Origin of the sequence: Micromonospora sp. WMMA1949 (genome assembly GCF_027460145.1) — a bacterium.
Taxonomy (GTDB): domain Bacteria; phylum Actinomycetota; class Actinomycetes; order Mycobacteriales; family Micromonosporaceae; genus Micromonospora.
Genome location: NZ_JAPZBG010000001.1, coordinates 599628 through 613606, shown reverse-complemented (window position 1 = coordinate 613606; position 13979 = coordinate 599628). Strand labels below are relative to the sequence as shown.

The 13979-nt window shown below is 74.6% G+C and carries 12 protein-coding genes; 6 read left to right on the top strand and 6 right to left on the bottom strand.

Annotated features, from left to right (window positions below; genetic code table 11):
* Positions 1-242: 242 nt before the first annotated feature.
* From O7607_RS02645 to O7607_RS02630, 4 genes are all read left to right on the top strand, one after another.
* Positions 243-1808: a glycosyltransferase family 4 protein gene (locus tag O7607_RS02645; RefSeq protein WP_269700735.1), complete on the top strand. Its 1566-nt coding sequence runs from the start codon at positions 243-245 to the stop codon at positions 1806-1808.
* A complete protein-coding gene (locus tag O7607_RS02640) occupies positions 1805-3373 on the top strand; it encodes a glycosyltransferase family 2 protein (RefSeq protein ID WP_269700734.1) in 1569 nt (522 codons plus the stop codon). Before O7607_RS02645 ends, O7607_RS02640 begins: the two co-directional genes overlap by 4 nt.
* A 3-nt stretch (positions 3374-3376) precedes the next feature.
* Positions 3377-4660 (top strand): nucleotide sugar dehydrogenase, encoded by a 1284-nt coding sequence (locus tag O7607_RS02635; RefSeq protein WP_269700733.1) that lies wholly within the window; start codon positions 3377-3379, stop codon positions 4658-4660.
* A gap of 192 nt (positions 4661-4852) precedes the next feature.
* A complete protein-coding gene (locus O7607_RS02630) occupies positions 4853-6601 on the top strand; it encodes a CDP-glycerol glycerophosphotransferase family protein (RefSeq protein WP_269700732.1) in 1749 nt (582 codons plus the stop codon).
* A gap of 51 nt (positions 6602-6652) precedes the next feature.
* On the opposite strand, the gene O7607_RS02625 is transcribed toward O7607_RS02630, so the two are convergent.
* Entirely contained in the window at positions 6653-7195 is a 543-nt protein-coding gene (locus tag O7607_RS02625; protein ID WP_269700730.1) for an acyltransferase, read from the bottom strand.
* A gap of 65 nt (positions 7196-7260) precedes the next feature.
* Positions 7261-7599 (bottom strand): DUF952 domain-containing protein, encoded by a 339-nt coding sequence (locus O7607_RS02620; protein ID WP_269700728.1) that lies wholly within the window; start codon positions 7597-7599, stop codon positions 7261-7263.
* An 84-nt stretch (positions 7600-7683) separates the two neighbouring features.
* Here O7607_RS02620 and O7607_RS02615 point away from each other — a divergent pair, with 84 nt between their 5' ends.
* Both O7607_RS02615 and O7607_RS02610 read left to right on the top strand, forming a co-directional pair.
* A complete protein-coding gene (locus O7607_RS02615; RefSeq protein WP_269700727.1) occupies positions 7684-8340 on the top strand; it encodes a response regulator transcription factor in 657 nt (218 codons plus the stop codon).
* 10 nt (positions 8341-8350) lie between these two features.
* Positions 8351-9739 carry a sensor histidine kinase gene (locus tag O7607_RS02610; protein WP_269700726.1) on the top strand — a complete coding sequence of 463 codons (1389 nt, stop codon included), beginning with the start codon at positions 8351-8353 and terminating at the stop codon, positions 9737-9739.
* Positions 9740-9742: 3 nt separating this feature from the next.
* Here the strand turns inward: O7607_RS02610 and O7607_RS02605 are convergent, their stop codons facing one another.
* The 4 genes from O7607_RS02605 to O7607_RS02590 form a co-directional block, all read right to left on the bottom strand.
* Entirely contained in the window at positions 9743-10684 is a 942-nt protein-coding gene (locus O7607_RS02605; RefSeq protein WP_269700725.1) for a TAXI family TRAP transporter solute-binding subunit, read from the bottom strand.
* Between the two features lie 80 nt (positions 10685-10764).
* Positions 10765-11412 (bottom strand): hypothetical protein, encoded by a 648-nt coding sequence (locus tag O7607_RS02600; protein ID WP_269700723.1) that lies wholly within the window; start codon positions 11410-11412, stop codon positions 10765-10767.
* 107 nt (positions 11413-11519) lie between these two features.
* Positions 11520-12323: a peroxide stress protein YaaA gene (yaaA, locus tag O7607_RS02595; RefSeq protein WP_269706875.1), complete on the bottom strand. Its 804-nt coding sequence runs from the start codon at positions 12321-12323 to the stop codon at positions 11520-11522.
* A 16-nt stretch (positions 12324-12339) separates the two neighbouring features.
* A complete protein-coding gene (locus O7607_RS02590) occupies positions 12340-13944 on the bottom strand; it encodes a hypothetical protein (protein WP_269700721.1) in 1605 nt (534 codons plus the stop codon).
* Positions 13945-13979 lie beyond the last annotated feature (35 nt).

Genomic DNA, 13979 nt, shown 5'->3' with positions numbered 1-13979 from the left:
GGCCCGCGTGGCGCGACCGGCGACCCGGCGAACGACCCGGAGCGGGCGCCGGTCGTTGAACAGGGTGGAGGGTAGCAACAGTCACAGCAGGTCGGGGGGCACCGGCGGCGGCGGGCGTCCGGGCCCGATCCGCTGTCGTAGACTCGCTCGGGTCCGCGGGCGCGGTGCTGGCGACGACGAAACGGGCAGGAATGGGATCTGACGGCACGACCGCAGCGACGGGCACCCGGGGACGGGTCGTCATGCTGGTGGACAACGGGGTCATCGGTGACTCCCGGGTGCAGAAGGCGGCCCGTTCCGCCGCCGACGCCGGCTGGGACGTGGTGCTGCTCGGGCGGGCGCCGGTCGGCAGCCCGCAGACCTGGCGCCTCGGCACCGCCGAGGTACGCCTCGTGCCGATGCCCGAACCGCTGGCCCGCCGCCGGCACGAGTTCCGCCGGGCCTGGCTGCGGCACCCGCTCGCCTACCCGCCCAGCGGCATCGCGGCGCACCGTACCCAGGCGGTCAAGGCCTGGCGCGCGGACCTGGCGGTCCGCCGGGCGGCGCTCACCGTCGCGGCCCGGGAGTCCGGCGCGGGCCGGCCGGGCGGGCTGCCCTGGGCCGCGCTGCGCGCCGAGGAGAAGCTGTCCGGCCTCACCCGCAAGTGGGTCGGGTTCCGCAACCGTCAGCTCACCCGGGCCCGCAAGGGCCGCAAGCTGGACGGCCCCTGGGACCGCGCGTACACGCTGTTCTGGCGCCGCCTGCGCGGCGACGGCGCGTGGCGGCGCCTGGAACCGGGCCTGTGGGACTACGAACTGGCCTACGGCCCGGTGGTCGACGAGCTGGCGCCGGACCTGATCCACGCCAACGACTTCCGGATGCTCGGCGTCGGCGCCCGCGCGAAGGTCCGGGCCGCCGCGAAGGGGCGCCGGATCGCCCTGCTGTGGGACGCCCACGAATACCTGCCCGGCGTGCAGCCGTGGCGCGACAACGCCCGCTGGCTACCAGGCAACGTGGCGCACGAGCGGGAGTACGTGCCGTACGCCGACGCCACCATGACCGTCTCCGGTGGCCTGGCCGACCTGCTGCGCACCGAGCACGGGCTGACCGACCGGCCGGCGGTCGTCCTGAACGCACCGGCCGTGGACGAGCTGCCGGCCGACCCGGCCGAGCCGGTGCCGGACATTCGCGCCCGCTGCGGACTCGGGCCGGACGAGCCACTGCTGGTCTACAGCGGGGTGGCCGCCGCCAAGCGCGGCCTCGGGGTGATGGTCGAGGCGCTGCCCCGGCTGCCCGGGGCGCACGTCGCGTTCGTGGTCAACAAGCCCGACTCGGCGTACGTCCGGGGCCTGGTCACCCGGGCCGGCGAACTGGGCGTGGCGGACCGGCTGCACGTGCTGCCGTACGTGCCGCACCACCAGGTGGTCCGGTTCCTCAGCGGCGCGCAGGTCGGCGTCATCCCGATCCAGCACTGGCCGAACCACGAGATCGCGCTGATCACCAAGTTCTTCGAGTATTCACACGCCCGCCTGCCGCTCGTCGTCTCCGACGTGCGCACCATGGCCGAGACTGTCCGGGAGACCGGTCAGGGCGAGGTGTTCCGCGCCGAGGACGTGACCGACTTCGTCCGCGCGGTCACCGCGGTGCTCGCCGACCCGCAGCGGTACCGCGCCGCGTACGACCGGCCGGGCCTGCTGGCCGGATGGACCTGGGAGGCACAGGCCCGGGTGCTCGACGAGGTCTACTCCCGGCTGCTGCCCGGTGCGCCGCCCCGGCCGGCGCCGGCACTCGCCCCGGTGGAGCCGGCACAGGTGGAGGTGGGGGCATGAGCGGGCCGGACGTGACAGTGGTGGTCGCGGTCTACAACACCATGCCGTACCTGACCGCCTGCCTGGACTCGCTGGTCGGGCAGACCATCGGCCTGGACCGGCTGGAGGTCGTCGCCGTCGACGACGGCTCCACCGACGGCAGCGGCGCCGAACTGGACCGCTACGCCAAGCGGTACCCCGGCACGTTCCGAGTGCTGCACCAGGCCAACTCCGGCGGCCCGGCGGCGCCGAGCAACGTGGCGCTCGACCACGCCCGCGGCCGGTACGTCTTCTTCATCGGCTCGGACGACCACCTCGGCCCGGAGGCGCTGGAGCGCCTGGTCGACGCCGCCGACCGGTGGGACTCCGACGTGGTGCTGGGCCGGATGGTCGGCACCAACAAGCGCTACGTGCACCAGGCCGTCTACGCCACCACCCAGGAGCGGCTCGACCTGTTCGACAGCGACCTGCCCTGGTCGTTGTCGAACACCAAGCTGTTCCGCCGGGACCTGATCGAGCGGTACGGCCTGCGGTACCGCACCGACATGCCGATGGGCAGCGACCAGCCGTTCACGCTGGAGGCGTGCTTCCGGGCGAAGAAGGTGTCGGTCCTCGGCGACTACGAGTACTACTACGCGGTCAAGCGGGACAACGCCCAGAACATCACGTACGCCAGCCGATTCTCCGAGCGGCTGCGCTGCGCCGAGGAACTCGTCGGTTTCGTCGCCGGGCTGATCGAGCCCGGCCCGCGGCGGGACGCGGTGCTGGTGCGCCACTTCACCTGGGAGGTGGCGAAGCTGCTCCGCGCGGAGTTCCTCGCCCTCTCCCCGGACGTGCAGCGGCACGTCCACGACCGGATCCGCAAGCTCGCCGAGGCGTACCTGACCGAGGGGGTCACCGCCCGGATGGCGCCCGAGGAGCGGGTGCGGCTGGCGGTGGCGCGCGACGGTGACCTCGACGCGCTGCGCACGCTCGTCGGCCAGCAGTCCGACCGGTCGCTGTCCGATGTCGTCATCGAGGGCGACCGCTGGTACGCCGACCAGGTCGGCTTCCGCGACCCGGCGTTCGGCTACCCGGACGACTGGTACGACGTGACCGAGCGTGCCGCCGCGATACTGGCCAAGCTGACCGCGACCGAGCTGGCCTGGGGACGCGACGCCGCCGGGGCGCGGGCCCTGGTGGTCACCGCGCGCAGCCGCTGGGCCGAGCTGGCCGAGCTGAGCGCGGAGGCGCTGCGCGTCAGCGTGGGCGACCTGACGGGTGCCACGTCGATCGAGGCGTCCGGCCCCGGTACCGTCGTACGGACGGACTTCGCGGTGGACCGGTTGCTGGCGGTCGTCGCGGGGACGGACGAGCGTCGTATCGTACGCGCCGAGGTCTCCGCCCTGGGTGGGACGGGCTCGTCGCCGATGCGCACCGACCGCCCGGTCTCCGCACCCCGGCTGGTGGCCCGGCGCGGTGTCCGATGGCACCTCGTCACGCCCACCACGAACCACAAGGGCCAGGTGATCGTCGCGATCACGCCGGTGACCCCCGGTCGGTTCCTTGCCCGCCTGCGCCGAATCTGGCCCTCTGGAGGAAAGTAGTTCATGAACATCTGCGTCGTCGCGCTCGGCAAGATCGGTCTGCCGCTGGCCGTGCAGTTCGCGTCCAAGGGGCACCGGGTGATCGGCGCCGACGTCTCCGAGCGGGTCGTCCAGCTGGTGAACGACGGTGCCGTGCCCTTCCCGGGCGAGGCCGACCTGGACGTCAAGCTCAAGGAGACGGTGGCCGCCGGCCTGCTGTCGGCCACCACCGACACCGCCGCCGCGGTCGCCGAGTCGGAGGCGGTCGTCGTGGTCGTGCCGCTGTTCGTGGACGCCGAGGGCGTGCCGGACTTCGGCTGGATGGACGACGCCACCCGGGCCATCGCCCGCGGGCTGAAGCCGGGCACGCTGGTCAGCTACGAGACCACGCTGCCGGTCGGCACCACCCGTACCCGGTGGGCGTCGATGCTCGCCGAGGGTTCCGGCCTGACCGCCGGCACCGACTTCCACCTGGTGTTCAGCCCGGAGCGGGTGCTCACCGGCCGGGTCTTCGCCGACCTGCGCCGCTACCCGAAGCTGGTCGGCGGCATCGACGAGGCGTCGGCCGCGCACGGCGTGCGGTTCTACGAGGCGGTGCTCGACTTCGACGAGCGGCCCGACCTGGACCGCCCCAACGGCGTGTGGGACCTCGGCTCGGCCGAGGCCTCCGAGCTGGCCAAGCTCGCCGAGACGACCTACCGGGACGTGAACATCGGCCTGGCGAACCAGTTCGCCCGCTTCGCCGACACCGTCGGCGTGGACGTCACCAAGGTCATCGAGGCGTGCAACACGCAGCCGTACAGCCACATCCACTCGCCCGGTATCGCGGTCGGCGGCCACTGCATCCCGATCTACCCGCGGATGTACCTGTGGAACGACCCGGCCGCCACCGTGGTCCGCTCGGCCCGCGAGGCCAACGCGGCCATGCCGGAGTACGCGGTGGACCTGCTCGCCGCCGCGTACGGCGACCTGACCGGTGTGGGTGTGCTGGTGCTGGGCGCCGCCTACCGGGGTGGCGTCAAGGAGACCGCGTTCTCCGGCGTCTTCCCGACCGTGGACGCGCTGCGCCGCCGGGGCGCCGTGCCGTACGTCTCGGACCCGATGTACACGAACGAGGAACTGGTCGCGCACGGCCTGCCCGGCTACGACGGCGAGCCGGTCGGCGCCGCGGTGATCCAGGCCGACCACGCGGAGTACCGCACCCTCGCCCCGGCCGACCTGCCGGGCGTGACGGTGCTGGTCGACGGCCGCCGGGTCACCGACCCGGCGCGCTGGACCGGCGTGCGCCGGGTGGTCATCGGGGGCTGACCCCTACCGGCTTCACGGGCCCCGGCCGTCTCGAACGGCCGGGGCCTGTCGCATGCCGTCGCCGGGATGACGCCGTCCGCAGTTCACCTGCCGGACACCCCGGCAATACTTGTGTCATGTGGCCCGTTTAGGGTCGCAGCCGTCGGAGATCGACTCGGACCGACATCGGCGGGACAGACAGGGAGCGTGTCGTTGTTCAGCAGAGTACGCAGCCAGCAGGGTCTCGCCGCGGTCGGCGCGACGCTCCTCGGCTACGCGGTCATGGTCCTCGCCGGAGTCCTCGGCCTGGTGGTCCCGTACGCGGTGGCCGCCGTGGCCGCCGTCGCCGGTGAGCTGGCCCTGGCCGGGCGGCACACCGGAACCGCCACGCTGCTCGACAAGGCCGGTCTCGGCGAGACGTTCCGGCGGCTGGTGCGGGACCTGTCTGTGGTGCTGCTGGTGATCGCCGCGGTGCGCCCCGGCGTGGCGGGCACCGTCGCCGTCCTGCTGCTGCCCGCCGCACTGTGGACGCTGGCCGTCGCCACAGGCGCGGTGACCAAGGTGATCGACGGCCGGGTCGACCCCCCGGCGTACACCCGCAACATCGACCTCGGCGCGCTGCGGCGGGTCCCGGTGCCGCCGGCCTGGGCGCGGCAGCTGGCCGGGCTGCGCATGCCGCTGCTGAACGTGCTGCTGGTGCCGGCCGCGGTGGTGGCCGCCGCGCTCGACCGGGTCGCCCCGGTGGTGGTCACCGGCCTGGTCACGCTCGCCGCCGGCCTGGTCACCGCCGCGGTGCTGGCGCTCACCGCGCTGCGCGGCCGGGGCAAGGCACCGGGTGTGCTGCCCGCCGTGCACGACTGGATGGCCCGGGAACGGCCCGAGGTGGCGCTCTACTTCGCCGGCCCGGCCAAGGACGTCTACCAGGCCAACATGTGGCTCGCCCCGGTGGAGGCGACCGGCCGCCGGGCGGTCGTGCTGCTGCGCGCCGCGGACGCGTTCGGGCAGCTCGCCGACACCCGGCTGCCGGTGATCTGCGTGCCGGCCGGTGTGGACTTCATGAACCTGGACCTGAGTTCGCTGCGCGTGGCGCTGTACGCCGCGAACGTCGGCGCCAACATCCACCTGCTGCGGGAGCCGGGCGTCAAGCACGTCTTCGTGGGTCACGGCGACAGCGACAAGCAGGCGAGCGTCAACCCGTACAGCAAGGTGTACGACGAGGTCTGGGTGGCCGGGCCGGCCGGGCGGGAACGGTACGCCCGCGCCGACGTCGGCGTGCTGGACCGCGACATCGTGGAGATCGGCCGGCCGCAGCTGGCCGGGGTGCACACGTTCGGTTCCGGGGCCGCCGACCACCGCTTCACCGTGCTGTACGCGCCCACCTGGGAGGGTTGGCTCGACGACGACCCGTACCACACGTCGCTGGTGCTGATGGGGGAGCGGATCGTGTCCGGTCTGCTCGCCGCCGGGGACGTGCGGGTGATCTACAAGCCGCACCCGCTGACCGGGACACGCTCGCCCAAGGCCCGCGCCGTGCACGAGCGGATCGTGTCCCGGATCAAGGCTGCCGGCGCCGAGACCGATCCGTCCTCGCTGGACGGTGCCGCGCACCTGGTGGTCACCGGCCGCACCCCGGGGCTGTTCGACTGCTTCAACGTCACCGACCTGCTGGTCAGCGACGTGTCCAGCGTGGTCTCCGACTTCGTGCAGAGCGAGCGCCCGTACGTGGTGGCCAACCCGGCCGGCCTGCCCGAGGACGAGTTCCGGCGGCAGTTCCCGACCGCGCGGGCGGCGTACCTGCTCTCGGCGGACTGCGGCGAGCTGGCGAAGATCCTCGACGTGTCCCGGGCCGCTGACGACGCGATGGCCGGGGCGCGGCGGGAGCTGAAGGAGTACCTGCTCGGCCCGGCCGGGTCGAACCCGATGGACCGGTTCCGGGACGAGATCGGCCGGCTCTGCGGCTGAGGCGTACCGACGCGTGGGCGACGACCGGCGCGGTCGTCGCCCTCGTCGCGTTCAGCCCTGCTGCGGCGGGTTGTCGACGTCGCGGGAGATGACCTCGCCCTTGGCGTCGACCCAGCCCTTCGGGCGGGCCGGGTTGCCGGCCACGAGCTGGTACGGCTTGACGTCGCGGGTCACCACCGAGCCGGCCGCGATCATCGCGTACTCGCCGACCTCGATGCCGCACACGAGCGTGGCGTTCGCGCCGATCGACGCGCCCCGGCGGACCAGCGTCGGGGTGATCGTCCAGTCCGGATTCTGGGCGCGCGGCCGGAAGTCGTTCGTGAACACCGCGCACGGGCCCACGAACACCTCGTCCTCGATGGTCACGCCCTGGTAGACCGAGACGTTGTTCTGGATCTTCACCAGGTCGCCGACGGTGACGCCCGCGTCGACGTAGACGTTGCGGCCGATCACGCAGCCGGCGCCGACCTGGGCGCTGGACCGGATGTGCGCCAGGTGCCAGACCTTGGTGCCGTCCCCGACCTGGGCGCCGTCCTCCACGTCGGCCGTCGGGTGGACGAAGACGGAGGCGGACCGGTCGTTGCTGTCAGTCATCTCAACTCGCATCATGCCAGGGCGCGTCGCGCCGTCGGGCGGGCTCGACGCAGCATAACGAGCGCTCACCCGAGCAGTTCGGCCACCGCGTCGGCGGCGGGCCGGTCGGCCGGCAGCGGGTGCGCGGCGAGGACCGCGTCCACCGGCAGCGCCGCGTACAGGTGCGGGAACAGGGCGCCACCGCGGGACTCCTCCCAGCGCAGCGCGTCACCGAGCCGGGCCTCGTCCACAGCGAGCACCGTCAGGCCGGTGACCCCGGCGAAGAAGCGCCGGGCGGTCTCCACCACCTGGTCGGCGGCGGAGAGGTGGACGTAGCCGTCCTGGCGGTCCATCGCGGTGCCGGCGAACCGTCCGTCCGCCCGCGCCTGCGCCCACTCGTCGTCGGAGAGAATCTTGTAGATCACGGCAGCAGCCTAGAGCGGCCTCGCGTCCCGGCGGCGCGTCTGCCACCATTCGCAGGGCAACACGTCGAGTGAGGGAGGCAACGGGTGCGGATCCTCCTGGTCGAGGACGACCGCCGGGTCGCCGCGGCGTTGTCGTCCGCGCTGACGAGGCGCGGCTACCAGGTGGAACACGCCGCGACGGTGGCCGCCGCGCTCTCCGCCGCCCCCTGCGACCTGGTGCTGCTCGACCTGGGGCTGCCCGACGGCGACGGCACCGACCTGTGCCGCGAGCTGCGGCGGCGCAGCAGCCGGCTCGGGATCATCGCGGTGACCGCGCGCGGCGAGGAACGCGACCGGGTGCTGGGGCTGCGGCTGGGCGCCGACGACTACGTGGTGAAGCCGTTCTCGATGGTGGAGTTGCAGGCGCGGATCGAGGCGGTGCTGCGCCGGGCCGCACACACCGCGCCGCAGCGCAGCCTGATCGAGGCCGGCACGGTCCGCATCGACGTGGGCGGCCGGACGGTGACGGTGGCCGGCCGGGACGTCTCGCTCACCCGCAAGGAGTTCGACATCCTGTTGTCCCTGGCCCGCCAGCCGGGGGTGGCGGTGCCGCGCGAGCGGATCCTGCTCGACGTCTGGGGCACCACCTGGGCCGACCGGCACACCGTGGAGGTGCACGTCGGGTCGCTGCGCGGCAAGCTCGGCGACCCGACGCTCGTGGAGACCGTACGCGGGGTCGGCTACCGGCTCCGCGACGCGTGAGGAGGGGGCCGTGCGCCGCCGGCTGGTGATCAGCTACCTGCTGCTGATGGTGCTGGTCCTGATCGCCCTGGAGACCCCGCTGGCGGCCACGCTGGCGACCCGGGAGACCGACCGGGTACGCGCCGACCGCCTCGCCGACGCCACCCGCTTCGCCTCGCTGGCCGGGCCGGCGTTGCGGGGCGGCGGTCCCGGCCCGCTGGACGGGGAACTGGCCGCCTACGACGCGCTCTACGGCATCGGCGCGGCGGTGGTGGACCGGGAACGCCGTACCGTGGTGGCCTCGTCCGGGTGGGAGCCGGACGCGGGCAGCGGGCCGGCGCTCGACACCGCGCTGTCCGGGCAGCAGTTCAGCGGCCCGGAGTCGGTCTGGCCCTGGGTCAGCGGCCCGGTGGTGACGGCGGTGCCGATCAACGACGGCGGCGAGGTGCTCGGCGCCGTCGTCACGACCAGCCCGGCCGACGGGGTCCGCCGCACCGTCACCGTGTGGTGGCTGCTGCTCGCCGGCATCGGCCTGCTGGCGGTGCTGGCCTGCGTCTCGACCGCGTTCGGGCTGGCCGGCTGGGTGCTGCGCCCGGTCACCGAGCTGGACGCGGTGACCCACGAGATCGCCGAGGGCCGCCGCACCGCGCGGGTCCGCGCCCGGCTCGGTCCGCCCGAGCTGCGCCGGCTGGCGACCAGCTTCAACGACATGGCCGACGCGGTGTCCGACGTGATGGACCGGCAACGCGCCTTCGTCGCGCACGCCAGCCACCAGCTCCGCAACCCGCTCACCGCGCTGCGGCTGCGGGTGGAGGAACTGGGCCCGAGCCTGACCGACCCGGACGGGCGCGCCGAGCACCGGCTGGCGCTGGAGGAGACCGACCGGCTCGCCACCGTGCTCGACGCGCTGCTCACCCTGGCCCGCGCCGAGCGGGAGGAGAACCAGCGGGTGACTGTGGACGCCACCGCCACCGCCGCCTCCCGGGTGTCGGCCTGGTTGCCGCTGGCCCGGCACCGCGACGTCACGCTCCGCCTCGACGCCGGGGGCGCGCCGGTGTACGCCTGGACCGTGCCGACCGCCATCGACCAGGCGCTGGACGCCCTGATCGACAACGCGGTGAAGTTCAGCGGAACCGGGGGAGAGGTGACGGTGACCGTACGCGCCGACGGCGGCGGGACGGTGCTGACCGTCAGCGACACCGGTCCGGGCATGACGGCGAGTCAGCTCGACCAGGCCACCGAGCGGTTCTGGCGGGCGCCGGACGCGCAGAACGTGGACGGCGCCGGTCTGGGGCTGACCATCGCGGCGGTGCTCGTGGACGCCTCCGACGGCCGGCTCACCATGCGCCAGGGCGATCCCCGCGGCCTGGTCGCCGAGCTGTGGTTCCCGGCGCCCGCCGACGTGCCGGTGCGGTGCTGATCCTCAGGGCTTCGCGGCGCGGTACCACTGGGCCGCGCCCGGATGCAGCGGCAGCGGGGTGGTGACGATCGCCGACCGGGGACTCATCCGTCCCGCCGCCGGGTGTGCGGCGGCCAGTTCCTGCCGGCGGTCCATCAGCAGCCGGGTCACCTCCCGCACCAGCGCGGCGGGCAGGTCGGCGCGGACGATCAGGTAGTTCGGGTTCGCCACGGTGCTGACCGGGTCGGCCCGGTACACCGAACGCGGCACGTCCCGGGTCACGTAGACCTGCCCGTACGCCCGGCGCAGCGGCTCGGTCCAGTCGCCCAGGTCCACGATCCGCAGCGAGGTCCGCTGGGCCAGCTCGGCGACGCCGCGTACGGGTAGCCCGCCGGAGAAGAAGAACGCGTCGATCCGCCCCTCCCGCAGGGCCGCCACCGAGTCGTCCAGCCCCAGGTGCTCCTGGCGGACCCGGTTCCCGCCGAGCTGGGCCACCTCCAGCAGACGGCTGGCGGTGATCTCGGTACCGGAGCCGTCGGCGCCCACCGACACCCGCCGGCCGCGCAGGTCGCCGAGTGTGCGGATCGGCCCGCCGGCGCGGGTGACCAGGTGCAGCAGGTCGTCGTAGACCCGGGCCACGGCGAGCACCGACGGGTGCTCGGGCTCGCGTGGCGGCAGCACGTCGGCCTGGGTGAAGCCCAGCTCCGCCTCCCTGGCGCCGACCAGCCGGACGTTCTGCGCCGACGCGGCGGTGACCACCACCTCGGCCCGTACGCCGGGCACCTCCCGGTTGAGCAGGGACGCCAGCGACTGGCCGAAGGCGTGGTAGACGGCGGTCGGGCTGCCGGTGGCGATGCGGATCCGGGTCGGCTCGGACGGCTCGTCCCGGCATGCGGCCAGCCCGGCGACGAGCAGCAGCACCAGCACGAGCGGGGCGGCGGCGCGCACAGGCCAGTGTCGGCTCACGGGCTGCACTCTGCGCCGTGCACCCGTCGCGGCGCAAGCCCGCACGGTGCGGGCACCGCCGAGCGCCCGCACCGGGCCGGTCAGCTCGCCGGGGCCAGCTCCGCGCTCTCGGTGATCCGTTCCCGGTGCTCGCCGTTGGGCACGACCACCAGGAAACAGCCCGAACCGGGCCGCAGCGCCGCCGGCACGTCCAGCAGCGCCGCGCCGCGTACCAGCACCGCCGCCAGGTCCCGGTCGGCGAGCCGGATGCCGAGGCAGTGCCGGCGTACGTGCCGCCCGCCCGCCAGCAGCGCGGCCCGCCAGGCCGCCGCCGCCAGCCGGGGACGCCACAGCCGGCGCGCCGTCGAGGCGCCGGGGAACGGCCCGCCGAGCAGTTCCCGGCGACCCTGCCGCCAGCCCGCGGTCAGCAGATTCGCGTACGCCGCCCGGTGCGGCGGCGGCACAGACAGCCGGTGCAGCTCGTAGCGGCGGCGCAGGCCACCGGTGGTCAGCTCGTGTTCCACAGGTACGTCGAGGCGTCCCAGCAGCTGTCGCATCCGCTGCGCCGCGTCCTCGCGGTTGAACTCGGCGATTCCACCCCGGTGCGGTCCGGAGTCGAGCCGGCGGACGTCGGCGGCCGGCGGCGGCGTGCAGCGCACCATGCAGGCGATCTCGAAGGCGTCGGTGAGGGTCAGCCAGTCCAGCGGCGGCGGCGACGGTCGCGGGCGGTCGAGCAGCGTGGTGAGCATGGCGCGCTCCTCGGTCAGAGTCGGGGTACCTCTACCGTCGCTGCCGAGCGCCGGACCGGGAACCGCTGCGCCCGAGCCTTGAGGAAAATTTGCGGGAAGCGCGCGCCTCAGAGTTCGGTGACCACCAGGTCGACCTGCCGGGGCCGGCCGGTCGCCCGGGGCGCCTCCTCGACCGTGTACTTCAGCTCCCGCAGCGCCCCCACCAGCGCGTCGGCGGTGCGCGGCCGGGCGTCGGCGAGCAGCAGGTCCCGCACCAGGCGGCCCTTCGTCGCCTTGTTGAAGTGACTCACCACCGACCGGGTCGGCGTGCCGTCCACGGTCCGCTCGTGGAGCACCCGTACGGTCACCGTGCGTTCGGCGAGCGCGCCGCGCGGCGTCCAGGTGGCCGCGTACGCCCCGGAGCGCAGGTCCAGCACCGGGCCGCGTCCGGCGGCGGGCTCCAGCACCGGGCCGAGCGCCTCCCGCCAGTACGCCGACAGCGCCCCGAGCCCCGGCAGCCGCGCCCCGATCGGGCAGCGGTACGGCGGGATCCGGTCGGCGAGGCGGACCGCGCCCCACAGGCCGGAGCTGATCAGCACCTGGCGGCGGGCCGCCCGCTGCGCGTCGGGCGGCAGCGTGTCCAGGCCGAGCGCCTCGTAGAGCACCCCGGTGTAGAGCCGCCCGGCCGGTGCGGTCGCCGTCTCCCGCAGCCGGGCGTTGCGCCGCAGTTCGCCGCGCTGCCCCTCGGTCAGGCCCAGCGCGGTCCGGGCCGCCGTCTCGTCCGGCCCGGCGCACAGGTCGACGAGCGCGGTCAGGACCGCCTCCCGGGCCGGGTTCAGCTCGGTCAGGGACAGCCGGGACAGGTCCAGCCGGCGGCCGGTGCCGGCCTCGGCCTTCCCCTCGGACGGGGGCAGCAGGATGAGCACCGGCACAGCGTACGGGCCGGGCTCAGCGCCACGGCCGCACGGCACGGTCGGGGTGGTACACGCGACTGCCACCCACCTCGGCCACCACCGCCGCGTCGGCACGCTCGCCCAGGAGCCGCCGCAGGGTGCGTTCGGCGGGGGAGCCGACGGCCAGCACGTACCCGGGCCGGTCCGCGCGCGCCACCCGCCGCCAGTACGCCGGATAGCGGTTCTGCCCCGGCGTCAGCCGTTCGTCGAGCACACCGCAGGCCACCGCCTCGCCGGTGTTGAAGATCATCCGGTTGCAGGTCCAGTAGTCCCCGTACACCTCGTGCAGACCCGCCGCCCGCACCGCGTCGGCCAGGCGGCGGGCGGCGCGTTCCTCGTCCCGTACGCCCGGCACGCCGGCCAGGAACGCCACGGTGCCGGCCAGCGTGGCGGCGGTCAGCGCGGCCAGCACCACCGCCGCCGTGGCGCCGCCGAGCCGGGCCGCCCACCCGGCGGTGGCCCGCAGCGCGTGCGCGGCGGCCAGCCAGAGCGGCCACAGCACGGCCGGCAGCGAGATCTGGAGCACCGACAGGTAGCGGGCGTTGCCGAGCGGGTCGGTCGCGGCGAGCGGGCTGCGCACGTACGCCAGAAGGGTCAGCGCCGCGCCCACGACCAGGGCGATGATCGCCACGGCCCGGACCCGCGCGGCGTGGTCGGCGGCCCGGCGGTAGGCGACCAGCCCGAGCGCGGCGGCGGCCACCAGCAGCACCGGGTAGAGCACGCCGAACCACTGCGCCCAGCGCGCGCAGCCGTCCATCGGGCACATGCCGGAGGCCAGCGGCACGCCCTCCAGCAGCCCGCCGCGCAGCCGCTCGGCGAGCGACGGCGCGACCCCCTCCTTGGTGCTGATCTCGCGGAACACCGACAGCGAGTCCTGTCCGGGCGGGGCGACGAGGTTGTCCTTGACCACCGGGGCGATCCCGGCCAGGAAGCCCACGACCAGCAGCACGCCCGGCCAGCCGATCAGGTCCCGGGGCACCGCCACCGCGAGCACCACGGCCGCCACCAGCAGGTACGGCGCGATCAGCCAGTCCGACCAGAGGGCCAGCCCGGCGAGCAGCCCGAACGCGCCGGTGGCCAGCCAGTGGTGCCGGATCCGCCGGTCGCCGAGGGCGACCGCGATCAGCAGCATCGCCAGCACCGCCGGCTTCACCTCCGGGCGACCGCCGACCACCGTGAGCTGGTCGCGGACCACCCGCTCCGAGCCGAGCGCGAGCAGGCCCACCACGGCGACGGCGAGCCAGGGGGAGAACAGGCGGCGGGTCAGCCGGTACGCCAGCCACAGGAAGACCGCGAACAGCGCGAGCAGCGGCAGCCGCAGCACCGGCCAGCTCGGCCCGGCCCAGCCGACCAGCGGCGCGGCCAGGTACGACTCCAGCACGCCCATGTAGCGCTGGCCGTAGAGGAAGACCGGCCGCTCGTCACCGGCGGCGATGTGCAGCGCCGCCAGGCCGAACGTGGCCTCGTCGCTGTTCGACGCGGGCACCGTGAGCAGTGTCAGCACCAGCCGGTAGCCGACCCCCGCGGCACCGAGCAGCAGCGCCACCAGCGCCGCCGCGTCCGGACGCGGCCGTACCCGGTCCCGCTTCGTCGTCGACACGACCAACGCCCCCGTCGTCGTCCCGACCGAAGTCT